This window comes from Pantoea sp. RIT-PI-b, assembly GCF_001187905.1.
Lineage (GTDB): Bacteria > Pseudomonadota > Gammaproteobacteria > Enterobacterales > Enterobacteriaceae > Pantoea > Pantoea nemavictus.
Genome location: NZ_LGIS01000014.1, coordinates 525,567 through 548,884, shown reverse-complemented (window position 1 = coordinate 548,884; position 23,318 = coordinate 525,567). Strand labels below are relative to the sequence as shown.

Here is a 23,318-nt window from a genome sequence, read left to right as displayed (position 1 = left end):
GTTATTTCCCCTTGAATACGGTCACTGACTTAAACACACCACCAGTACCACGTAACTTATTCACCTTCTTCACATACATTGCACGTAGAGAAAGCAGGCTATCGAATGAGGAATTAATGATGGTTTTATTATTGATTGTAATTTGGCTCACAGCATTCTTTGCACGGTCTTCAAGTACTTGATCGATTTCCTTAATCATTGTTAAGGCATCATTCAATTCATCACTTGAAGCCAGTGGATCGACAATTTGAACCTGTGCAATTGAGATTGAACCATTGGAGTTAGTTACTACTGCATAGTTACCTACCGTAAAACTCAAAGTATCGATTACTACTGATACATCACTTGAAGTACTGTTCTCGTACTCATATACGGTTGTGGTTTTGTTTCCAATTACAATCTTTGTTTTAGCGGGAATGATTTGTGTGAATTGCTCACCAATATAGATTAGTTCTTTCATTGAATTCCTTAGTTAAACCAATTATTACGCTTCCTCGTAGGTTGTGTTGCTTTTGGTTTAGATACAATTGGTTGTTCTTCAGGGTATTTATCATCCTGTACTAATTTTTGTTTCTGACGTGATACGAATATGCGTAATTTTGCGTAGGGTTGTGCACCTAATTTACTGAGATAGTACTCTTTAGCTATTAGGCTATAATTTAAACAGTCTAGGGACTCGTTGCGTTTATATCCCTTTTTGATAACCCAATAGAGGTTATCACCCTTCCTTTTTAGTTCTTCACTGGTCAATTGTTCAAAGTAGTCATCTGGTAGCCCATTGGTGAAGTGCAATTGAGTAGGCATTTCTTCCCATTCTTCACTAACTGCCCCATTTAGTAATCTACGTATGGTGTTCTTCCCTTCGTTTACGTTGAGCATTAGTAAATCATGCCCACCTACACGGCTTGCCTTGAACAAGTCACCACTGGCAGAGGAACTACCTTTAATCGCATACACGTTACGGCGGTTTGCTGCGTATCGGTAGATTGTTGATGTGGCATTACCGTTACTACTGTCTATGAAGGAACCAAGTACTTTAACTGCACGGCCTGACACGGTACGCAATTGTGCCGTGATGAACGTATCAAGTTCTGCATATGCCTTAGCACCTGGTTTAGTACAGTCTGGTGAGTAGAAACTACGATGATCCAGTACGAATACCTTCTTCTCAGAGAAGCCGATAGTGGTTACTTCAAGGCGGTCTAACTGTTGATCGATACCGTGCGTTACAGCTAGTACTTCATCGGGGATGTTCTTTATATCGAAAGTACTGTTACGTAAGTTCTCTAGTACTACCAGGTCGATATCAGAGTTCATCTCATCGTCCCAAGGCAAGCCAAGGGCATTGTTGTAGAAACTCATGAGATCGAACTCAAAGTGTGCTTGTGCGTACTCTGAAACGAGCTTACGAATAGTAGTAATGGGGGAATAAAGTCTTGAGATCTGGAACCCTGCAATCTCTTTTACTTCTGGATTAGTTGCAATCCAACGGCCTTGTTTAACCATGCGTATTCGTTGTGCCTCTGAGATTTCACCATCACATTTTGGGCAATGTAATGTTGCTGTATCTTCATCTGGCATAGCACGACGACCGCCATTGATCTGACGCCAGTTGAACCGCACATTTTCCCATTCCAAGGTATGTTCATGTTCACAGTTCGGGCATGGTACAAAGAAGCGGCGTTGATCACTGAGCAAGTACTCATTGCAGATCAGATCATCTTTTAGTTTTGGGGTACTTGCCACCATGACAAGGCCATCAGTGAAAGTACTTGCACGTTGTTCAGCTAGTCTTAAGGGGTTACCTTCCTCGCCATCTGCCTCAACATTACTCACTTCATCAAGGAATAGACGTTTGATTGTTTTACCACGTAAGGTACTAGCAGCGTTCAAGTTCAACCAATATAAGAATGATCCATCAATCATCTGTGTCTGGTCTGCGTTATTTGCAAAGTTCTTATTGTTCTTATCTGTAACAATATGGCTTAGTACTTCAGAACGGGCTACTACATTATCAAACTTACCCGTCTTCATGAGCTTTACTTCTTTCCCAGTACTAGAAGCGAAAGCCATATTAGAATTTTCATTTACCATGAAGTACATGCAACTATTCAGCATAATAGTGGTTTTCAATAATTGTGCTGAAGATTGCATGACCACTTTTCTGATGCGAGGGTTTGTAATTATGTCTAGTGGTTCTTTTTGAAATTCAAATAAAGTAAGTCTTTGTCCACCCATCGGGCCATCTGGAAATGTTAGATTCCTTTCACACCAATCTGAAGGTTTTAACTTTTTAGGTGGAAGTATCTTCTGAAGTGCCCTGTTCAGTATATTCGTTAACTTGTCCTTGTTCATTTTCATCCTCTGGCATCTCGTATTCATGAGTGCCTATTTCATTCAGTACTGCATCAATAAATCCTGATAATTTAGTTTTAAGTTGCAGTGCATCCTCTGATTCAAATAGTTCTAAGTAATGCTTCTGTGGGATTGTGCGTAGATAATTCTTCATCTGACTGAAGTACTCGCTAAGGCTGGATTCTAAGTAAGATGTATCAACCACCAGCCCAAGCTGTTTGTTGAGTTCTAACTCTACCTGACTTGCTTCTGCTTGTAGCTTACGTAGCTTCTCACGATCCATTTGTTCGCGTAGGTCTGTTTCTCTAAGTGGTTGTAGTATGTTCTGTACAATCCAAGCCCTAATTTCTTGCTCCGAACGAGTCATATCTAGACCTTTTGGAATCCAAATTTGCCTTATAGTGGATTCATCGTAGCCATATTGCTTAGCGAGTTGATTAATGCTTATCGTTTTCATAAAATCCCTTTTTTAGTATTTATGGTTAGCAAAATGGACTTTAGAACTGATTTTAATTTATTAAATCGATCAATAAAAAGTTTTCTTGAATTAAAAAACACTAGAAACAAGTTAAATCTAGTACTATCAAGGAAAACTAAGGACTGGGAAAAGTGGCTTCAATTGGAACTTGAATATCATTTTGAATACCTATGTAATTGTGAAGCCAAAAGAGAAGTGCGAGCAGTTTCTGATCAGCGATACCTTCTGGGTAAGTATAATATTTTTGTTGACTTATTAATAAGGAAAAGAACATCTAGAGATGACCACTTCATTTACGTTGAACTTAAATGTTATGACACTGCTCTGAAGCTTTATTATAAGATGGAAAGTGATGCTGCAAAACTTAGTTCAATTAAAAAGTCTTTTATTAATAAGTCAGAATCAAAAATGCGATCTTTTTGGTGTATTGGATTTTTTTTGGATACAGACAGTTCCTCGGTAAGAGACGTTAAAGGAATTCTAAAAAAATACTACACTGAATATCCTACTATTTGTAAGACTATCAATTTATGCAATTGCTATCCGCCAAGCCCCAACTGCGGTTGCGATAAAATTGGATATATTATTTTCTAAAATTCGGGTCGGGGATAATTTAAAACCCGACACATTTATTTCAACAAGGGGGGCGAAACTGCTCGGTGGAAAGGTAAGGGTAGAGAACCTGAGTTGATTTAGGAAGAATCCGATGGTAATGTCTTTTTTACCGCCTAAAAGGAGTGTTCGAGCATGGGAAAAAAAACTTTTGTTTGTCTCAGCAAATCTAAGAAACCCGGTGGATATTGTATAGCTGGAAAGGTTTTCTCAAGTGACGGTACGATTGGTGAGTGGATAAGACCATTAAACGAGTTTGGTTCAATTTGTGATCAAGATTGTGTTTATCGAGATCATACTTACGCAAATACAATTGATATTATCGAAGCTGAATTTGTAAAACACACGCCCCAAAAATTCCAGACTGAAAATCATCTTATCGATTCCACAAAGTATTGGACTAAGAAGGGAGAATATCCTTTTAATTATAAAGATGTTTTAAAATTATGTGATAGCCCATTGTCACTATGGTCTAATAATCATCAATCTAAAGGCGGTAAATTTGATCAAGTTACTTCTCAAGAAGCAGCAAATTATCGAGAAAGTATATATTTTTTATATGTGGACAAGGTAATATTTCACACTTCAAGATGGCAAGATGACCCGATTAAAGTAAGAGGTGAATTCACTTTTAATAATGTTACTTATAATCTTAGAGTCACTGACATCGCATGGATTCAGTATTTTGAAACACAACCCACTGGGGTTTATCCTGAGAATGGTAGATTTGTAACTGTGAGTTTAGCTCTGGATATTCATACAAGTGAGTCAGGTAGTTACCATTACAAAATTTTAGCTGAGGTAATGTGATGAAAATATATTCAATTGGCTTTACTGAAAAACCTGCTGAAAAGTTTTTCAACCTAATAAAATCTCAGCCTGACCTGAAAACTTTAGTTGATGTGCGTCTTAATAATGTCTCTCAGCTTGCTGGCTTCGCTAAGAAGAATGATCTGAAGTACTTCTTAAAGGAACTTTGTAATGTTGATTATGTTCATCTACCTGATCTTGCCCCAACTAAAGAGATGTTAGATCCTTACAAAAAGGGCAATGTCTCATGGGAAGTTTATGAGGGTAACTTCTTGAACTTAATGGCAAAAAGAAACATTGAGCGAATTGATAAATCCGTGATTGAAGATAGCTGTTTACTCTGTAGTGAGCACAAACCCCATCACTGTCACCGCCGTCTTGTGATAGAGTATTTGAATAGCCATTGGGATACTGATTTTGAGGTTAAGCACTTGATATGATGAATGTATTGATAATGTATCATCCTGACTTTGCATCAAAGGGGAAGTTTGAGCGTAAGCTTTCCCGTATTTTTTCAAAGTCTAATGACTATCAAATATTCTACTTTGAAGATCATCATGGTTTATTAATTCAATATTTCAAATCAGATGTGTTGAATAAGCTTGAACCTGAAGTTTTAGCAGACCCCTTTTCAATCGGTTTAACCCATGCTGTTATTTTCGACTCAGCTAATAAACCTGAATTTTTCACGCCTAACGAAGTTTTATCCGAGAAGATACCAGTACGTTACATCAAGGACAACATCACTTTTGTTTCTAACAAAGATAGAGGTGAACACTTCGATACTTATTGTGGCAGAGGAACGCTTTGGGGAAACCCTTACGCAATAGGTGCAGATGGTGATCGTGATGAAGTCATAAGAAAATTTAAGTACGATTTTGATCGTGACTATCTCAAAGGTGGCTCAGAGTTTAAAGAAAAGCTGAAAGCACTAAGAGGACACACTTTAGGGTGTCATTGTAAGCCCTACGCTTGCCATGGTGACGTTTTAGCACAATATCTAAATGAATTAGATGATGGTGAGTGACGCACCATCACTTATCTTAGATACCATCTGTAATATGAATGGTACTATTCACCCCTTCTAAGAACTCATGGTTTATCTGAATACTGCCACTTTTCCCAACACGCTCTACATGTTCACTATACAAATGAAGATCAGCAATGCGAGCTTCGTTAATTACACATCCCGTACTTAATTGTTCATCGAAGTACGCCTTGTTGTAATGGCACTGACTCTGGAACTGTGGACGGTAATATTTAGCACCGTTACGCGTGCCTGCCTCAAACATAACTAAGGCCTGATTGTCTACATAGCCAACATAGGCTTTGTCCATCCATGTATGTTGTGAGGTACATCCAGTAAGCAAAGCAAAGACTGCTGCGATGAATAGTTCTTTCATTTTTTATTGTTCCTACATTAATTGTTCTATGTGCCACAGACGTAAAGATCTGTACCTGCCAGTGTTGATACCGGGCACAATCAAGGTATTTGTGTATTTACTCACCTCGTTAATTACTGCCGGAAAGATTGCTTTGTCCCTATTCCCTTGAGTAAATCGCTCGTCTAGTACTAAACCGTCGAAACACCCTTCCATCACTGCTACTAAATTGGTTCTTGCACCACTACCAAGATTACCGAGCCATAGCCTGTACTGTGTTGATAAATGATTTAGTAACCGGTTCTTACATCCATCAATCAAGTTTGGGAAATCCTCGTAGATCATCAGGCGTATGCATGGATAGGAATCGAGTAACTTGCTAACGTACGTTTCATGGCTTAGTACTGAAGCGATACCAAAACCTATAGGCACTACCAACACTAAATCATGCTGCTCTATGTACTTGGCCTTACCTTCTATGAACTGAAGCAGCTCAATGAAGCGTTCAGTACTCTCAATCTGCCCTTCAATTTGTAAGCCGAAGATCTTGCCATTTTCTGTGTGCAACACCGTGCAAAAACCATCCATTGTTTTGATATCCGATTTGAATAGATGATCAATATTTGATCATTTTAGATATCAATGGAAGTACTGATAGCACTCAATGATCAACTTAACTAACTGAAAATGATCATTTTTATTAATTAAGTCTGCAAATACTTGTAGCCCTCACAGGCACTGTATATTCTTACAGTAAAAGATATCGTGAGGTATTTACTATGGGCAACAAAAACACGTTTAATCCTGCACAAACTTCAGGGGTTCAATACTTCTGGACTACTGAGCGGGTAACCGTACTTCATCAGATTGGGGCTTTTCTGCCACATATTGAACCTGGTGAAGTATTGCTAGTTGAGACAAAACCTGCTGATGGTCAACGTATGTTTTGGTTTGGAAGGGTTACACACACTGCATATTGGTTTGTATTGGATGAGCCAGTATCAATCTATGATGTTGATAGCTGGTTCAGGCATCAGCAAGACATGATCAATGCTCATAATGGCAATCTCGATGAATTCTGTGATATGCAGGGGGAATTGCCGTTTTGACTACTAATATTGGTAGTTCTCACATTATCAAGAAGGCGTAAAATGGATGTTTCAAAATGTTTTAATAGGGATATGAAATGCATTCTTTACGCAGAATAACCTACATAACTTTGGCGGTTACTGCTCTTGTAGGCTGTATACCCGGCCCCAAAAGCACCGTCCTGAAATCCGCTGAGTTTTTGAAACCCCATGTAGGAGAAACAGCAACTGTATACATGGGTGATCCTGTTATAAAGTCTGCGAATGGGTTCAAGGCTGACGCTCTGCGGTTAGGTTTTGCAAAAGGAACTTATTCCATCATTGCGGCAGGTACATACTGCAACATCGGCGATAATTTTTACCAGAATACACAAAATCCAAGTGCTGTAACCTTCACGGATGTAGCGGGTAATCCAACATTGCGACTCAACTATGTAGCCTACGATCCTGTTAAAAATACAGTATCCCCTCCTGGCGGCTACGCATACTCATCAAAAGAGATATCAATCACCCGCTTACCTGAAGCAATTTGCTTGCAAGAAAACTCTTTCGTTAGAACAATTGAATACAATGGCAATGCAGGTGGGGTACTGAAGTTCACATATCGCGAATTCAGCAATGATATGGCACGTTCAGCTTATACAACGGACTTTACGATTGATTCATCAGAAGGTAATACAGTTACCTATAAAGGTGCTCGTATCAAAGTAGTGAAAGCTGACAATTCATCAATAACCTATACAGTGCTGTCAGGTTTCGACTCTACTAGCCAGTTCTGAAGGACTCGCCATGAATCACCGAAAGTTTGTGCAGAACCACCAGTAGTTATGGTTCATGGCGAGAAAAAATATAGTAACACTAAGCACTAAAGGTATTCTACAACTTGCCGATATTGTATTGACTTATAGTAACTGAGGTTCGCACCATGTTAGGTAAGTTGATTAGTATTTTTCTATCCATTTTTCAGTTCTTTCAATCATTAAATCCAGAAACCAAAGCTAAGTTATATAATTTGGTTGCTGATTTGTTTGAAGAGTTTTTGAGGGTTATGTATAAATCAAAAAAAAATGGAAACCATAATGGACAAGACTAAATTGCTTGCTTTGAAAACAAGCTTAAATGGAACTAAAGTTGCAACCAAAGCAACTGAAATTCGACAATTAATAGCATTCCATACCGATGATGACTCCAAGGCAAAAAAGCTAGTAAATGATATGATGGATGTAGTCAAAAGCGAAGAGTTCATTATTGAACTTGATAAAAAAATCGGTGTCGTTAGAGAAAACGAAACTGAAGAGGAATTTGTAATGCGAGGGAAAGCAATCATCAAAAATATTCTGCGAAAAAAGTTCGATTGAAAATCACTTATACACTGTCACAGTTTATTGTGACGGTACTTATAATCTGAATTTGATAAGCAACGCTCCCTAATTTAGTAATATTATGTCATTTCCCACTTCAGCTTGAGATCGTTGGATTCTCTATCATAAATCTCTTGTAAAATATCAAGTGTGATGCGTTCAGGGCTATCATAGGCCAGCTCAACGTATCGCACTTGCTCTCCATCAATGAAATACCTTATACCTTCCTGAGTATTCCTTAACTCAAATCGACCTACCTTGAATGTATCAATCTTCATAGCAAGCTCCACAAGCCTTAAGTATCTGAACTGCGTTCACAACTTCATCTGTATGTTGCGTGAGAAGGGATAATGCAAAAAAAGCATCCTTGGTAGGTTCAAGATACGTCCATACGTAGTGAATCTTCACTGTGCTACCATCCCTGCATTCAAGATTGAGAGAATCAGGATTATCGGTACTGATACGCACCTCATCTGTGACGTAGAGAAAGTAGTACTTCCCTTCGTTATAGTTGTATTCGACTCTTAACATGTTTTCACCTCATTAGTTATATGAGGTATTTATCATAGATCTATGAAATTCAATGATTTTGTGATATTAGGTAATTTTGGGTTAAGGGATAAAACCATGATTAGCAAGGTGTGGAAAGTCTTCAAGGAAGTTGCTATCGGGATACTGTTAGTACTTACATTGTGGTTAGTGATTGGAGGTGCTTATAAGAAAGATATTGGCAATCTTTCGGATTGGATAAGTGCTGCTTGTAATATACTGATGGCATTTGCAGCTATGGTAGCAATGTACAAAGCACTGAGATGGTTCGATTCACATAAACAAAATGAAGCAATAAATTTAGGAAAGTCTCTTCTAACTGAATATGATTCAATCCTATCAAATATTCATAAAATAAATCATGACTTAATAAACCTCTCAAGCTACAGAGAAAATAGAGATGAGTTTAATTCTGTAAAAATTAAGGTTAAAGATTTAGCTTATCGATGCATTGAACTTGATAATAATCTCACATCGGCATCACGCTGGGGATTAAAAGCCAAAAATGAATCGATAGAATCATCTTTTAAAGATTTATTAAGTTATTGCAATTTGGCTTGGGGCCAGTGTGTCCACTATGAACATCTTATATCTCGGTCTACAGCTGATAGAATTTACTCGACACTAAAACCAGGGAAGGAAGATGAATTAGATGCTTTAATGAAGACGTTGGTTAGTAATAAATTAGCTCTTCCTTTTGATCAGATCTTTGAAATTAACCATATAAAAACTAACTAGGTTAAAGATATGACTTCTATCAGCGAAAGAATTAAACATGTACGCATTGAACAAGGGCATTGTTTGATATGCGGCCAATTTGGTAAGCTAAGTAAGGATCATGTACCACCTAAAAGTGCTATCACGCTTACCCCCATGCTTCAAAAAACCATTACAGAATGGTGGGGTAATGACTCTATCAAACCTATAGATGCCGTTTCAGGCACGGTCTTTAAGACAATATGTAAGCAATGTAATAATGAAGTACTAGGCTCAAGAGATCATTTCATATCAGATGTTACTAAAAACTTAACTGAACAACTAAAATTATATCAAACTTATGCAAGTTCACTTTCTAACTATATAAAAGTACCGTTCAATTCTGTTGAATTCACTAGGGCAATGCTTGGGCATTTGATTGCCGCATCATCTGTTGAAGAGTGCAAAGAACCATTAGTTGATACCCCATTTTTCACACCTCTTCGTAAGTACGTTTTAGGTGAAACAGAGACTTTTGAAGATACTCATGATCTTTACTATTGGTTCTACCCTAAAAGAGCACAAATCACCGCTCGCCATGTACTATTTCACAATAAAGGCCATAACTGCATATGCAGTGCTATACATTTCTTCCCAATATCATTCTTAGTGACATTTAAAGGTGAAGGTACATTTCCTGCCCAAGCAAATAGATTAGAACTTAATGATAGAAATTTACATTTTAATGTTTCAATGGGGAATTCTGATTATGTTTCGTTCCCATTTGTACCATTGAAAGGCAACACAATGGTACTTTTCAACTCTGGCTATACCTGTGTTAGTTACCCCTCAAATGGGAAATAAGTACCCAAGCTAAACTTGGGTACTTGGATAAATCAGGAAAATGTATTGATTATGAAATCGGAAAGTTCGTTTCCACCATCACTTTGATTTTGGTCAAATATGATTTCAGTTTCCGGCTTAACCGATTCCTGAGCACCACCTACATTACAAGTGCCGCTATCAATTGGGTCTGTGGGCTTTTTTACTACCCCTGTTACTATATTTGTCTTAGAATCATATGAAACAAAGTACTCATCCCCATTTACTTCAACAGTAGTAAATGGGATACCTTTCTTAATACTTATGTGCATATTTCACCTCACTTATTATTCAAAAATCACTACTATTTCTCTTCTTTAAGTACTCCAAGTAGCGAGTACCAACGTTCACCAAACTCGTATGGTTTGATGCCAAACACTTGTTTAATGCGTCGATCTGTCCATCCTCTACGCATGATAAGGTCTTGATGTTGAATCATGTCGTCATCAATGCAGATGTACATGTTTGCCTTTTCTTGTTGTAACAGACCCAAGAAGTATACAATGTTGTTGAACTTAACGTTTAGATCAAAGTCTTTGTTGAACTTAGTACCTTCATATAATCCGTAAGTACCAAATATAATATCTTCTTCAAAGTAGTCTGATACTTGTACTGAACCTTGTTCGTTAAATGAAAACAGGTAAGTACCAACATCACTATCTTTATCGCATAAATACAATTTCGATTGGTTTTTATCATCCATATTCTGTACGGCAACTGAAGTACTCATAGAGCCAATCATATTCTTTTTAATGTACTCTTCTACTTTTGGACATACGGATGCCATAACTTTAGCGTTAATTGCTGTAGTCATTTTTATTACCTTATTAAGTTTGCAGTAAATTGTATTTCGCATTGTTGCTGCGATGGAGTCATATTATCTGGTCAAAATGCTTTGAGCAAATAGGCGAATCTTGACAAAAGCATTTTCACTCAGTACTATCCATGTAAATTGATTTGCCTATGACGTGTTGTTTCGGTATAAATTCAGATTAGACCCTGAGGGGCGGGTTAATTTACCCTCAGCTCTGTTCAAATAACACTCAGCACTTCCTTCCTGTATCCCACAAATCCAAACACTTTCTATTTTAAACAGAATTTCCCACTAAAATTTGAGTTAATTCAGACTGCTCCCCCATACCTAAAGCTTATTAACTTTTGTACTTCCCTTGTGAACCAGCCTTTCATAGCAAATCAATACTGAAGTTCAACGTTTATTGGATCGGATTTCTTTTAGTACTAAGGGCTTTAATAGCCCGATTCCCCGTGAGCGAAGCGAGAGCCGTAAGGCGGTAGTACAAACGAATACTTTAGGCACGTAGTGTCGACACTTACTTCATGAAGTACTTAACTGACTGAACAAAGCGAGAACGGAACGCCGCGAGTGAGTCAGTTCACTGACGAATTCGCAAGAAATCCGATTTGTATTGATCATGAGAAGCAAAGCGACGATTGATCAATAGTGAGCGTAGCGAATTATTTGTTTTCAGTACTTAACTGATTGAGCAAAGCGGGAAACGAACAAGGTGTTCTTTGAGGTAGTTTACTGCCGAAAAAACGCGAGTTCTGATCTAACAATTGAGTTTTATAGAGACTGACGAGCAAAGCGAAGTTAGTCTCTCTGAGACTGAATAGTCAGTAAGTCACTTATTTCTGAATTTATAATATATAATATAGTTATCCTAATTCGGGAAACTCACGAAATAAGATAAAAAACACCCTTAATGTGCGATAAATGAGCATTTTTGAAGTGAAAAACGTACAAAACAGTCATCAATAACCCTTAATTAAGCTAAAGTACCCCGAATTAAGCTGGTGAACCCCGAATTAAGCCAAAGTTACCAGCTTAATTACGGTCACTAAATTTTTTTACGAGTACTTCAAAATCGTCTTTAGTACAGCAACTTTCTAACATCATCTTTAACTGTCCCATCTCGCTTAACGTGTAGTGTTCTGAGCCGCTTTTTGCTTTGTCTGCCCTGATTGGTACGCCTGATTGCCAAAGCTCTGAGAGTGCCTTGCAAGTCGCTACCGTAACCTTCTTATACTGCTTTACACTCGCTTCAGAGTATTCGTCCTGAGAGAACTTATCATCATGTTCAATCGTGTACTTTATACTGCTCTGAGATACCTTACTGAGACGCCCTACAAGAAAAAGTATATTACGTGTATTATATGCACGGTCACTATTCTTGTTAGTGGCTTCCCCTTTCACGGTTTCGCGTAGAACGGCCTGAGCCTCTTTGGTTAAATGCTTGATCATAGTCACCCCTGCGAGATGAGCACTTAGATCACCGTTGTTATATATGGTTTCCTTGCGTCCTCGTTTCTTAAGTTCTCCCGGTTCTTTTTTCTTTGTCATTTTTCAAATTCCTATAGATATAAATAGGATTATAATCCTTTAGTTAATTTTCCTTGAGGTGAGGTATGCATTAACATACCTCACCTTTTCTTTTACTTAGTTGCCTTGTAATATGCTTTTGTATAAGTCTGCCGATGGGAAGAACGCGAGTACTTTGTATTCAATTCTTTTGTGATTTGAATAAATGATTTACCGGCATTACGCATTTTCACAATTTCATCTATCTGACTTTGAGTTAGTCGTGGTTGGTTAGTACCTTTTCGTTTAGCTTTCTTTAAATTCTGTTTCTGTGAAATCCATTGTAGATTATCAATATGATTGTTAAGCTTATCGCCATCAATATGATCTACTACAAGGCCACGTGTTGAATTTGGTTTAAATGTCTCTGCTACTAATCTGTGTACCTCTTTAGTAATATTAACCCCATTACCTAATGATAGGGTTACCTTCTTATACCCATTAGTACCGGGCGATGGGTTGAATGTTTTCTTTGTTTTGGTATTTCGTACCAAACCTGTATTACTTACTTCAAAATTTTTGTATTGTGTTTGCTTCCATAAAATGTTCATGTTACTTCCTTGTATAGAATTACTACATCCTGTAGTAAATTTTCGTTATAGGCTTAATGCCTGTGCTTTGTTTATTATTAATAGTAAGGCTGCACTTTTCGTTAGACCTTTCTTCTTCGCAATGTCATCAAGATAATCTGACTGCCTCTGATTCATCTTGAATGACATGCGAATATCTTTGAGTTCTTTTTCACTCATTGGGTATGTCCTTTTTCAAATTTTTGACGACAAAAAACGCACCTCATGTGAGGTGTATTATTCTTTCTACATTTCTATTTATCTTTTGGCGGTGCTAAGAGCCACATAACAACGAAAAATGCAAATATTGCAAATGCCCCTTTGGGGAAACCTGCAAAGATTAAGATAAGCATGGCGGGAATGATCATATTCATGTTCCTCTAAAGATTGACATGAATATTTATCTTACAACCTAAGTATAGGCCACATAATGAGGGCATTTCATGAAAATTAAGAAGTACTCAATACCTTCTATATATTGAGTACTTTTAAAATGATATAAGGTATTGCGTGTATTCAAACGATATAACTTCATGTAAAAGTAATTAAGAAAAAACGTGTTGAAGTATCGTCAAAGGGATCTGAGAATGTACCAGTGCGTGCTACATGTCGTATCGGTACTATAGGTATATCGCAAGTTTGAAGGGTTTTCATGTACACTCAGGCTAGGCATAGGTTTTATGAGCATAAAGCCATAAAAAGACGTGATTTTTGTTAAGTGGTTGATTTTATAGCTACTTATAAGTGAGGACATTATGTTGACGAATGAAGCCTACAAACCCATCAACTGCGATGACTACGACAACCTCGAACTCGCCTGCCAAAAAAACTGGACGCTGTCGTTAGAGTTAAAAAACGGCGATCAGCTCAAGGCGAAAGCCGTGGACATGGTCTCACGTAAAAACGTCGAGTACCTTACCGTCGATCTCTCCGGCGAGACCCGCGAAGTGCGGCTCGACCACATCGCCAGCTTCACGCATCCGGAGCTGGGCACCGTCGTCGTTAGCGAAGAGTAAACCCTCTCTCGGGCGGGAATCCCATCCCGCCCCCCTCGCTTAAGGCTGTAACGAACTGTAATACGCCGACAAATCTTCCATATCCTGATCGCTCAATCCCGCCACAAATGCTTTCATCACTTCTGCCTGACCGCCGCTGCGTTCGCCTTTTTTGTAGGCCTGCAGTGAATGCAGCAGATAAGGCGCATGTTGTCCCGCGAGATTTGGATAAAGCGGCACGGCGCTTTTGCCCTCCGCGCCGTGACACGCCATGCAGCTTGCCGCTTTTTGCGCGCCGGCATTGACATCACCGTCGGCAAACGCCGGCAGCGTCGCAGCGCATAAAAGCGCGGCAATCAAATACTTCATCATTGCTCTCCATTTTATTGTTGTGGTAGCCAGATCGCCTGCCAGCCTTGCGCATTGCCAGCCGCGCCTTCCCGGGTGATAAACAGTCCCGGCGCGCAAATTAACGTCTGGTTGTAGTAAATCAAGGGGATACGTTCACGCTGCCAGGGCGCAACGCCCAACTCTTGCCACAGCTTCTTCATCTCTCGGCCACCCGCGCGACCCAGCAGGTGATAATAGCCTTGCGCCCTGAAGCGAATATTGATCTCTTCATCCGCATTAGGGTGACGTAACTCAGCAATCTCGCCGTTAGCCTGCAGCATGCCTACACCAGCCGGTAAATCGAGTGGCTGGCTGCGGTCTTGCCAGGTTAGCGAGTGCTGACTCAGGGATGGCTGCGGCCTGAGCCAGTAGAGTTGCTGGCGATAGCGTCGCAGTTCAAAAGCGCCGAAGCGCAGACAAGGTTTAGCATCATCCCGACTGTTAATGACTTCATCGGTGATACGTTTGAGCGCTTCGCGCGCAGGCATCGCGCCGCCCTGTTGAGCGATCCAGCGGCGCAACAGCGCATGGCGGCGCGCTTCACTCATGTCGAGTAACGGGGGAAAATGCAGTGCGCCCTGTGCATCGGTAAGCTGTATCAGCTGTTCAGCCAGCAACTCATCCAGCAGTTGCTCCTGCTCGCCACAGAGTGCTGCACTGCGTGCGCTAGCGGCACTGAAATGTGGCCAGCGCGCCTGCAGCAGCGGAAAAACCTGCTGGCGCAAGAAGTTGCGGTCATAGCGGCTATCGGCGTTGCTTTCATCCTCAATCCAGCTGAGCTGGTGCTCGGCAGCATAGTTTTCCAACTGCTGACGGCTGACGTCGAGCAACGGGCGCAGATGCAGACGATCGTCAACGCTGCGCTGCAGCGGCATCGCCGCCAAACCCGCCGGTCCGCTGCCGCGTTTTAATGCCAGCAGCAGCGTTTCCGCCTGATCGTCGAGGTGCTGCGCAGTGAGTAAGTGCTCACCGGGTTGTAGCTGCTGAAACAGCGCTTGATAGCGTGCCTCGCGGGCCGCCGCTTCAATACCGCTATCGCGCCCATCAACCTGCACCTGCAGAACCGCACAAGGAATCTGCCACTGCATGCAAATCTGCTGACAATGTTGCGCCCAGCGATCAGCATTGGGGCTTAAGCCATGATGAATATGTAACGCGCGCACACGCAGCTGCGGCTGCTGACGTTGCCAGCAAACCAATTGATGCAGCAGCACGGTAGAGTCAAGTCCGCCGCTGAACGCCAGCACATAGCCAGCGTCGGGTGTCAGCAGCGAAGCAAGATGAGATAAAGACATGAGCGCGTTCCGTCCAGGCGAGCCACCGAATTGCGGCTCGCGGCGGACGCTAGTTTACGCCTGATACAGCTCCAGCGGCAAACCGTCCGGATCGGGGAAGAAGGTGCAGGCTTTGCCGGTTAACGCATCGATACGAATCGGTTCACAGGTCACGCCCTTCTCCGCTAGCGCGGCTATCGACTGCGCGACATCCTCAACACAAAACGCCAGATGGCGCAGACCGCAGGCTTCCGGTCCGCTGACACGTGGCGGCGGCGACGGGAACGAGAACAGCTCGATGGTGTAAACTCCGTTCAACCCAAGATCGCCTTTCCAGGAATCGCGCTCGGCGCGGTAATATTCACCCAAAAGTTCAAAACCCAGCACATCACAGTAAAACGCCTTACTGCGCTGATAATCGGTGGCAATAATGGCAATGTGGTGGATCTGTTTTATCTGCAGCATAGCGGCTCCGTTTTTCACATAAGCCGCTTACCCTACGTGGCATAAGCGGCGATGGAAAGGGGGGATTATCCTAAGTTAGCAATCGTCTTCATCACGCAACACGCGCACCAGATAGCGGCCATCTTCGGTCAGCGTCGCGCCGTGAATATCGGTTTCGAAGCCGGGATAGTGGCGACCAATGGTGCAGAGCATCAGCAGAAAATCGAGTACTGAACGGCTCTCTTCGGTGATCATCTCACCCGGCATCACCACCGGTACGCCCGGCGGATACGGCAAAATCATATTGGCCGAAATGCGCCCCACCAACTCACGAATATCAACGGTTTCAACCTGGCCTTTTACCTGGCGCTGAAACGCCTGATGCGGCGTCATCTTCATCTCCGGCAGCACGTCGAACGCCTTCAACATCAGGCGCGGCAAATCGTGCTGCAGGATCAGTTGATGAATGCCCTGCGCCAGCGTCTGAATGCGCATGTTGCGATAGAAGTCAGGATCTTCGGCATACAGATCCGGCAGCATGTTTTTCACCCGCAGGTTGAGATCGTAGGCACGCTTAAATTCCGTCAACCCGCGCAACACGCTCATCGCTTTGGTTTTATCGATACCGATGCTGAAGAGGAACAGCAGATTGTAGGGCCCGGTTTTCTCCACCACGATACCGCGCTGATCGAGGAACTTCGCCACCAGCGCGGCTGGAATCCCCTCTTCCGCCATGTTACCCAGTTCACTCATGCCCGGCGTCAGGATGGTGACTTTGATCGGATCGAGGTACATGTGATCGCGATCGGCATGGGTGAAACCGTGCCAATCCTCTTCGCCCGGCTGGATCGGCCAGCATTCAGCTTGATCAACCTGCTCCGGCTGCCAGATATCAAAGAACCAGCCGTCGGACTCTTCACGCAAGCGCTGAATCTCACGGCGGAAATGCAGCGCGCGTTCGACCGAGCGGTTAATCAGTCGCTTACCCGGATTACCGCGCAACATCGCTGCCGCCGTTTCAATCGATGACACGATCGCATAGCTTGGCGATGTGGTGGTGTGCATCATGTAGGCTTCGTTGAAGGTGTGCTCGTCGTAATCGCCTTTGATGTGAATTAGCGAGGCCTGTGAAAATGCCGCCAGCAGCTTGTGGGTTGATTGCGTTTCATAGATCACTTTGCCTGGAGTACGATCGCCACTCATGCCGCTTTTTCCGGCGTAGATCGGATGGAAGTTGGTGTAAGGCACCCACGCTGAATCAAAGTGGATTGAGGGCACATCCAGCGTCTGCTTGATGAACTGCGTGTTATACAGCAGGCCGTCGTAAGTCGAGTTAGTGATGACTGCATGCACCGGCCAGCTGGCGCGCGGCGTAGCGTTAACCTTTTGCTGAATATTGTCGCGCGTAAATTCACGCTGCGGAATACCGCCGAGAATTCCCAGCGCATTTCGCGTCGGCTTGAGCCAAATCGGAATGATGTCGCTCATCATCAGTAAATGGGTCAGCGATTTATGGCAGTTACGGTCAATCAATACCGTGCTGCCGGCGGGAGCCGCGTACATGCCGACGATTTTGTTCGAGGTCGAGGTGCCGTTGGTCACCATGTAACTTTGCTCTGCACCAAAGGTACGCGCGACATACTCTTCCGCTTCCAGGTGCGGGCCGGTGTGATCGAGCAACGAACCCAGTTCTGTCACCGAGATCGAAACGTCCGCCTTTAAGGTGTTCGAGCCGAAGAAGTCGTAAAACAGGCTGCCAACCGGGCTCTTCTGAAAGGCGCTACCGCCCATGTGACCTGGCGTGCAGAAAGTGTATTTGCCCTCTTTCACATAATTGAACAACGCTTTGGTCAGCGGCGGTGTGATGTTGTCGATGTACTCATCGGTGTATTGCCGAATATGCAGCGCGATGTCATCGGCGGCGCTTAGGGCATACTCAAAGAAGTGCAGCGCCATGCGCATCTCGTTGATGCTGACATCCATTTGCGAATGGGTGTTGATGAAGGCATACAGCGGCAGATATTCGTTGAGCTGATTGATATCGCTACACAACGACAGACTGTAATCGTCCCAGTCAAAAATCACCCCGCAGATGCGCGGATTGTGTTCAATCAACTTCAGCAGGTCGCTGGCATTATTGGGGTAGACGGTCTGGAAGCCTTGCAGCTTGAGTGTGGCGTCCAGTTCGCGAATAGGCTCATCTTTATAGAAAGCGCCGTGCGGTCCCATGATCGCAATAATATTCAATGCTCACCTCCTGTGGTGTTGTGGCACTGAATAAGGATAGCGAAAAGCGGACGTGGATAAACCTGGAATGCTCTGCTGTTAAGTTACATCGCTGGCGGCTGGCGGCTGAGGCCAGGAAAGGCCAGCCCGATCGCAAAGAAGGCCTGCATCCATTTTGATCGGCCTCGCCATCCTGGCTCGGACGCTTTGCTCTTCGGACTGGCCTTTCCTGACCCTTCCGACATTTTTATTGCTGCAAGTGTGTCGGCTCGCCATTAATGGCGACCAATGCGAATTCACCCATTAACAGGCATAAAAAAAGCGGACCGAAGTCCGCTTCTTCTTATGCAGCATTGCTTATCACGCGTAGCCGTAGTTCATCAGGCGCTGATAGCGACGGTTAAGCAACTCTTCGGTGCTCAACACATCGAGATCGGCCAGATCAGCCAACAGCTGCTGCTTCAGACTGGCAGCGATATCCAGCGGATGACGATGTGCACCCCCCAGCGGTTCTGGAACGATGGAATCAATCAGCTTCAGCTCTTTCAGACGTTCAGCGGTGATGCCCATCGCTTCTGCGGCCAATGGCGCTTTATCGGCGCTTTTCCACAGAATCGACGCACAACCTTCCGGTGAAATCACTGAATAGGTGCTGTACTGCAGCATGTTCACTTTGTCGCCCACGCCGATGGCCAACGCCCCACCGGAACCGCCTTCGCCGATTACGGTACAAATCACCGGAATTTTCAGGCCAGACATTTCACGCAGGTTGCGAGCGATCGCTTCAGACTGACCGCGCTCTTCTGCACCGACGCCCGGATACGCACCCGGCGTGTCGATAAAGGTGATCAGCGGCATCTTGAAACGTTCCGCCATTTCCATCAGGCGCAGCGCTTTGCGATAGCCTTCCGGTGCCGGCATGCCGAAGTTACGACGGATTTTCTCTTTGGTTTCGCGACCTTTCTGATGACCAATGATCATCACCGGGCGGCCGTCGAGACGTGCAATACCACCGACAATCGCTTTATCATCGGCATAAGCGCGGTCGCCAGCCAGTTCGTCGAAATCATCAAACGCGTTGCGGATATAGTCCAGTGTATAAGGACGCAGCGGATGACGCGCAAGTTGCGCCACTTGCCAGGCGCCTAAATCGGAGAAGATTTTACGGGTCAGCTCAACGCTTTTTTCGCGCAGGCGCTGCACTTCCTCATCCAAATTAATATCGTGTTTCTCATCCGAACGGCCAATCGATTTTAACGAGTCGATTTTCGCTTCAAGCTCTGCGATTGGCTGTTCAAAATCCAGGTAATTAAGACTCATAATGTTCCTGTTTTAGTCAAACTCCAGTTCCACCTGCTCCGATCCTACTAACGACCGCAAATCGTTGAGTAAACGATCGCTAGGCGAAATTCGCCACGCTGCACCAAAGCGTAGCTTCGCTCGCGCATCGGCTCTCTGATAGTAGAGATGCACCGGAATGGTCCCGGAGCGATGAGGCTCCAGAGACTGGCGGAGACGGTTTAAAAGCTGGTCATCAATTTGCCTGTCCGTCAGCGAGATAGCAAGTCCGCGCGCGTATTTTTCCCGCGCTTCGTCGATGTCCATAACTTCTCGAGCGGTCATTTTAAGGCCACCGCTAAAGTCATCAAAGCTGACCTGTCCACTGACGATCAGGATACGGTCCTTCTCCAGCAACTGCTGGTATTTATCTAACGCATCGGTAAATAACATCACTTCAAGACGACCAGAACGATCGTCAATCGTACAAATACCAATTCGGTTGCCGCGCTTGGTGACCATCACGCGGGCGGCAATCACCAGCCCCGCCGCGACGGTTACTTTACCACGATCTGTTGGATGCATGTCTTTCAGCCGCATGCCGCCAACGTAACGCTCAATTTCTTTCAAATACTGATTAATAGGATGGCCGGTGAGATACAGGCCAAGCGTCTCACGTTCGCCATCCAACTGAACTTGTTCCGGCCATGGCGTAATGCTGGCGTAGGATTTCTCAACCTGCTCCGGCTCTTCCGCCAGCACACCAAACATATCGGCCTGGCCAATGGCTTCGGCTTTAGCGTGCTGATCGGCGGCTTTTAATGCATCGCCAAGCGCACTCATCAATGCTGCACGATGCGGACCCAGACGATCGAACGCGCCCGACATGATCAGTTTTTCCATCACGCGACGGTTGATCTTCTTGGTGTCAGTGCGCGCACAGAGATCGAACAGCTCTTTGAAGTAGCCGCCCTCGTTACGCGCATCAATGATCGCTTCGATCGGACCTTCGCCCACGCCTTTAATCGCGCCAATGCCGTAAACGATCTCGCCTTCGTCATTGACGTGGAACGGATACAAACCTGAGTTGATGTCCGGCGGCAGCACTTTAAGGCCCATACGCCAGCACTCATCGACCAGTCCAACCACTTTCTCGGTGTTATCCATATCGGCGGTCATTACCGCCGCCATAAACTCTGCCGGATAGTGCGCTTTCAGCCACAGCGTTTGATAGGAAACCAGGGCGTAAGCGGCGGAGTGCGACTTGTTAAAGCCATAACCGGCGAACTTCTCCACCAGATCGAAGATTTTCATCGACAGTTCGCCATCGACGCCCATCTTCTCCGCACCGTCCTGGAATACCGAACGCTGCTTCGCCATCTCTTCTGGTTTCTTTTTACCCATCGCACGACGCAACATATCTGCGCCACCCAGCGTATAGCCGGACAGCACCTGCGCGATCTGCATCACCTGTTCCTGATACAGGATAATGCCGTAGGTCGGCTCCAGTACCGGTTTCAGGGTTTCGTGCTGCCACTGAATATCCGGATAGGAGATCTCTTCGCGGCCGTGCTTACGGTCGATGAAGTTATCTACCATGCCCGATTGCAGTGGGCCCGGACGGAACAATGCCACCAGAGCGATCATATCTTCGAAGCAGTCAGGCTTCAGACGTTTGATCAGATCTTTCATGCCGCGCGATTCAAGCTGGAACACTGCGGTGGTTTCCGAGCGCTGCAGCATGTCGAAGCTTTTCTTGTCATCCAGCGGGATGGCAGCGATATCGATCGGCGGCAAACCCTGCTTTTCACGGCGCGGGTTAATCATCTTCAGCGCCCAGTCGATGATGGTGAGCGTACGCAAGCCGAGGAAGTCAAACTTCACCAGCCCGGCGTATTCCACGTCATTCTTATCAAACTGGGTAACCGGGAACTGTCCGTTTTCATCGCAGTACAGCGGCGCAAAATCGGTAATTTTGGTTGGCGAGATCACCACACCACCGGCATGTTTACCGGCGTTACGCGTGACACCTTCCAGCTTGCGCGCCATGTCGATCAGCGCTTTAACCTCTTCGTCTGCCTCGTAGATCTCCGGCAGCTGCGGTTCAGCCAGGAAGGCTTTTTCCAGCGTCATGCCCGGATCCGGCGGGATCAGTTTGGAGATACGATCGACGAAACCATACGGATGACCCAACACGCGTCCCACATCGCGGATTACCGCTTTCGCCGCCATGGTACCGAAGGTGATGATCTGCGATACCGCTTCACGTCCGTACATCTCGGCAACGTGATCGATAACCTGATCGCGCTTCTCCATGCAGAAGTCGACGTCGAAGTCGGGCATCGACACACGTTCTGGATTAAGGAAGCGTTCGAACAGCAGGTCAAACTCCAGCGGATCAATATCGGTAATCTTCAGCGCATACGCCACCAGCGAGCCCGCACCCGAGCCGCGGCCAGGACCCACGGGGATGCCGTTATCCTTGGACCACTGAATAAACTCCATCACGATCAGGAAGTAGCCGGGGAAGCCCATCTGGTTGATTACGGTGAGTTCAATATCCAGACGTTCATCATATTCCACGCGTTTCTCAGCGCGCTCCGCCGGATCCGGGAAGAGAAATTCCATACGCTCTTCCAGACCTTCACGTGACTTCGCCACGAGGAAGTCTTCGGTGCTCATCTCACCGGTGGGGAACTGTGGCAGGAAATATTCGCCGAGGCGCACGGTTACGTTACAGCGCTTAGCAATCTCTACGCTATTTTCCAGCGCTTCCGGGATGTCCGAGAACAGCTCGCACATCTCCTCTTCACTGCGCATATATTGCTGAGGACTGTAATTGCGCGGGCGCTTAGGATCATCCAGCGTATAGCCGTCATGAATTGCGACGCGGATTTCATGCGCATCAAAATCTTCTTCATTCAGGAAGCACACTTCGTTAGTGGCCACCACCGGCACGCCTTCGGCGATCGCTAACTCAACCGCAGCGTGCAGATAAGCTTCCTCATCAGCACGACCGGTGCGGATGAGCTCGAGGTAATAGCGATTAGGGAAGTGTTCCTGATAGAAGCTCAAACACTGCGCCACCATGGCGCTATTGCCGCGCAGCAGGCTACGACCAACATCACCGCGGCGTCCACCCGACAGCAGAATCAAACCTTCGCCTAATTCCAGCAGCCAGTCACGATCGATGATCGGCCCATCGATGCCATAACCGCGCTGATAGGCACGTGAAATCAGCAGCGTCAGGTTTTGATAACCGGTGTTATTCGCGGCCAGCACGGTGAGTTGCGTCAGCTCGTCACCCATCAGTTCACTGGCGACGTGGAAGTCAGCCCCCACAATCGGCTTAATCCCCGCTCCGTGCGCGCTGCCGTAAAAACGCACCAACCCACACAGGTTGATGTAGTCGGTCATGGCAATCGCTGGCATGCCAAGCGCGGCCGCCTTCTTGACTAAAGGTCCGGTTTTCGCCAGACCATCAACCATGGAGTAATCGCTATGGACGCGCAGATGTATAAAACGAGGTTCAGCCATATCAGTTTCCGG

26 protein-coding genes are annotated in these 23,318 nt (G+C 44.7%); 9 read left to right on the top strand and 17 right to left on the bottom strand.

What is annotated here, in order from left to right:
- Position 1: 1 nt before the first annotated feature.
- Genes AC790_RS08880 through AC790_RS08870 form a run of 3 tightly spaced genes read right to left on the bottom strand, consistent with a single transcriptional unit; the run spans position 2 to position 2,812 of the window.
- Entirely contained in the window at positions 2 to 460 is a 459-nt protein-coding gene (locus tag AC790_RS08880; RefSeq protein WP_049851518.1) for a hypothetical protein, read from the bottom strand.
- A gap of 8 nt (positions 461 to 468) precedes the next feature.
- The gene (locus AC790_RS08875; protein ID WP_072093406.1) at positions 469 to 2,355 is read right to left on the bottom strand and encodes a terminase gpA endonuclease subunit; all 1,887 of its coding nucleotides are present in this window, start codon (positions 2,353 to 2,355) and stop codon (positions 469 to 471) included.
- Positions 2,294 to 2,812, bottom strand: a complete 519-nt coding sequence (locus AC790_RS08870) for a hypothetical protein (RefSeq protein WP_049851516.1) — start codon at positions 2,810 to 2,812, stop codon at positions 2,294 to 2,296. The genes AC790_RS08875 and AC790_RS08870 overlap by 62 nt, the downstream gene beginning before the upstream one ends.
- Before the next feature lie 768 nt (positions 2,813 to 3,580).
- On the opposite strand from AC790_RS08870, the gene AC790_RS08865 reads away from it, so the two are divergent.
- From AC790_RS08865 to AC790_RS08855, 3 genes are read left to right on the top strand one after another with little or no spacing between them, the layout of a single operon-like run.
- Complete coding sequence (locus tag AC790_RS08865; protein WP_049851515.1) at positions 3,581 to 4,255, top strand: hypothetical protein; 675 nt, start codon at positions 3,581 to 3,583, stop codon at positions 4,253 to 4,255.
- The gene (locus AC790_RS08860; protein ID WP_049851514.1) at positions 4,255 to 4,695 is read left to right on the top strand and encodes a DUF488 family protein; all 441 of its coding nucleotides are present in this window, start codon (positions 4,255 to 4,257) and stop codon (positions 4,693 to 4,695) included. The genes AC790_RS08865 and AC790_RS08860 overlap by 1 nt, the downstream gene beginning before the upstream one ends.
- Positions 4,692 to 5,282: a DUF4326 domain-containing protein gene (locus AC790_RS08855; protein WP_049851513.1), complete on the top strand. Its 591-nt coding sequence runs from the start codon at positions 4,692 to 4,694 to the stop codon at positions 5,280 to 5,282. Before AC790_RS08860 ends, AC790_RS08855 begins: the two co-directional genes overlap by 4 nt.
- A 16-nt stretch (positions 5,283 to 5,298) precedes the next feature.
- On the opposite strand, the gene AC790_RS08850 is transcribed toward AC790_RS08855, so the two are convergent.
- Positions 5,299 to 5,658, bottom strand: a complete 360-nt coding sequence (locus AC790_RS08850) for a hypothetical protein (RefSeq protein ID WP_049851512.1) — start codon at positions 5,656 to 5,658, stop codon at positions 5,299 to 5,301.
- A gap of 12 nt (positions 5,659 to 5,670) precedes the next feature.
- Positions 5,671 to 6,207: a hypothetical protein gene (locus tag AC790_RS08845; protein ID WP_161804875.1), complete on the bottom strand. Its 537-nt coding sequence runs from the start codon at positions 6,205 to 6,207 to the stop codon at positions 5,671 to 5,673.
- Positions 6,208 to 6,416: 209 nt separating this feature from the next.
- On the opposite strand from AC790_RS08845, the gene AC790_RS08840 reads away from it, so the two are divergent.
- The 3 genes from AC790_RS08840 (at position 6,417) to AC790_RS08835 (ending at position 8,083) form a co-directional block, all read left to right on the top strand.
- Positions 6,417 to 6,746, top strand: coding sequence for a hypothetical protein (locus tag AC790_RS08840; RefSeq protein ID WP_049851510.1), 330 nt, complete (start codon positions 6,417 to 6,419; stop codon positions 6,744 to 6,746).
- Between the two features lie 77 nt (positions 6,747 to 6,823).
- Positions 6,824 to 7,504 (top strand): hypothetical protein, encoded by a 681-nt coding sequence (locus tag AC790_RS24690; RefSeq protein WP_072093405.1) that lies wholly within the window; start codon positions 6,824 to 6,826, stop codon positions 7,502 to 7,504.
- A 300-nt stretch (positions 7,505 to 7,804) separates the two neighbouring features.
- On the top strand, positions 7,805 to 8,083 hold the full coding sequence (locus AC790_RS08835; protein ID WP_049851509.1) for a hypothetical protein: 279 nt from the start codon (positions 7,805 to 7,807) through the stop codon (positions 8,081 to 8,083).
- 83 nt (positions 8,084 to 8,166) lie between these two features.
- Here the strand turns inward: AC790_RS08835 and AC790_RS08830 are convergent, their stop codons facing one another.
- A complete protein-coding gene (locus AC790_RS08830; RefSeq protein WP_049851508.1) occupies positions 8,167 to 8,364 on the bottom strand; it encodes a hypothetical protein in 198 nt (65 codons plus the stop codon).
- Between the two features lie 349 nt (positions 8,365 to 8,713).
- Here AC790_RS08830 and AC790_RS08820 point away from each other — a divergent pair, with 349 nt between their 5' ends.
- Both AC790_RS08820 and AC790_RS24145 read left to right on the top strand, forming a co-directional pair.
- The gene (locus AC790_RS08820; RefSeq protein WP_152929120.1) at positions 8,714 to 9,373 is read left to right on the top strand and encodes a hypothetical protein; all 660 of its coding nucleotides are present in this window, start codon (positions 8,714 to 8,716) and stop codon (positions 9,371 to 9,373) included.
- Between the two features lie 9 nt (positions 9,374 to 9,382).
- Entirely contained in the window at positions 9,383 to 10,195 is an 813-nt protein-coding gene (locus tag AC790_RS24145) for a chaperonin (protein WP_072093404.1), read from the top strand.
- A gap of 32 nt (positions 10,196 to 10,227) precedes the next feature.
- On the opposite strand, the gene AC790_RS08815 is transcribed toward AC790_RS24145, so the two are convergent.
- The 5 genes from AC790_RS08815 to AC790_RS24875 form a co-directional block, all read right to left on the bottom strand.
- Positions 10,228 to 10,485 (bottom strand): hypothetical protein, encoded by a 258-nt coding sequence (locus tag AC790_RS08815; protein WP_049851505.1) that lies wholly within the window; start codon positions 10,483 to 10,485, stop codon positions 10,228 to 10,230.
- A gap of 32 nt (positions 10,486 to 10,517) precedes the next feature.
- On the bottom strand, positions 10,518 to 11,027 hold the full coding sequence (locus AC790_RS08810) for a hypothetical protein (protein WP_049851504.1): 510 nt from the start codon (positions 11,025 to 11,027) through the stop codon (positions 10,518 to 10,520).
- A gap of 1,032 nt (positions 11,028 to 12,059) precedes the next feature.
- Positions 12,060 to 12,575 carry a hypothetical protein gene (locus AC790_RS08805; RefSeq protein WP_049851503.1) on the bottom strand — a complete coding sequence of 172 codons (516 nt, stop codon included), beginning with the start codon at positions 12,573 to 12,575 and terminating at the stop codon, positions 12,060 to 12,062.
- A gap of 92 nt (positions 12,576 to 12,667) precedes the next feature.
- Positions 12,668 to 13,144 (bottom strand): HNH endonuclease, encoded by a 477-nt coding sequence (locus tag AC790_RS08800; protein ID WP_049851502.1) that lies wholly within the window; start codon positions 13,142 to 13,144, stop codon positions 12,668 to 12,670.
- 45 nt (positions 13,145 to 13,189) lie between these two features.
- A complete protein-coding gene (locus AC790_RS24875; RefSeq protein WP_161804874.1) occupies positions 13,190 to 13,342 on the bottom strand; it encodes a hypothetical protein in 153 nt (50 codons plus the stop codon).
- A gap of 575 nt (positions 13,343 to 13,917) precedes the next feature.
- Here AC790_RS24875 and rof point away from each other — a divergent pair.
- A complete protein-coding gene (gene rof / locus AC790_RS08795) occupies positions 13,918 to 14,178 on the top strand; it encodes a Rho-binding antiterminator (protein WP_049851501.1) in 261 nt (86 codons plus the stop codon).
- 39 nt (positions 14,179 to 14,217) lie between these two features.
- Here the strand turns inward: rof and AC790_RS08790 are convergent, their stop codons facing one another.
- From AC790_RS08790 to dnaE, 6 genes are all read right to left on the bottom strand, one after another.
- A complete protein-coding gene (locus AC790_RS08790; protein ID WP_049851500.1) occupies positions 14,218 to 14,526 on the bottom strand; it encodes a cytochrome c in 309 nt (102 codons plus the stop codon).
- Between the two features lie 14 nt (positions 14,527 to 14,540).
- Complete coding sequence (gene tilS, locus AC790_RS08785) at positions 14,541 to 15,842, bottom strand: tRNA lysidine(34) synthetase TilS (protein WP_049851499.1); 1,302 nt, start codon at positions 15,840 to 15,842, stop codon at positions 14,541 to 14,543.
- A gap of 54 nt (positions 15,843 to 15,896) precedes the next feature.
- Complete coding sequence (locus tag AC790_RS08780) at positions 15,897 to 16,286, bottom strand: VOC family protein (RefSeq protein WP_007893941.1); 390 nt, start codon at positions 16,284 to 16,286, stop codon at positions 15,897 to 15,899.
- Between the two features lie 75 nt (positions 16,287 to 16,361).
- Entirely contained in the window at positions 16,362 to 18,512 is a 2,151-nt protein-coding gene (locus tag AC790_RS08775) for a lysine decarboxylase LdcC (protein WP_049851498.1), read from the bottom strand.
- Positions 18,513 to 18,851: 339 nt separating this feature from the next.
- Positions 18,852 to 19,811, bottom strand: coding sequence for an acetyl-CoA carboxylase carboxyl transferase subunit alpha (accA, locus tag AC790_RS08770; protein ID WP_049851497.1), 960 nt, complete (start codon positions 19,809 to 19,811; stop codon positions 18,852 to 18,854).
- A 12-nt stretch (positions 19,812 to 19,823) separates the two neighbouring features.
- On the bottom strand, positions 19,824 to 23,306 hold the full coding sequence (gene dnaE / locus AC790_RS08765; RefSeq protein ID WP_007893933.1) for a DNA polymerase III subunit alpha: 3,483 nt from the start codon (positions 23,304 to 23,306) through the stop codon (positions 19,824 to 19,826).
- Between the last annotated feature and the right edge of the window lie 12 nt (positions 23,307 to 23,318).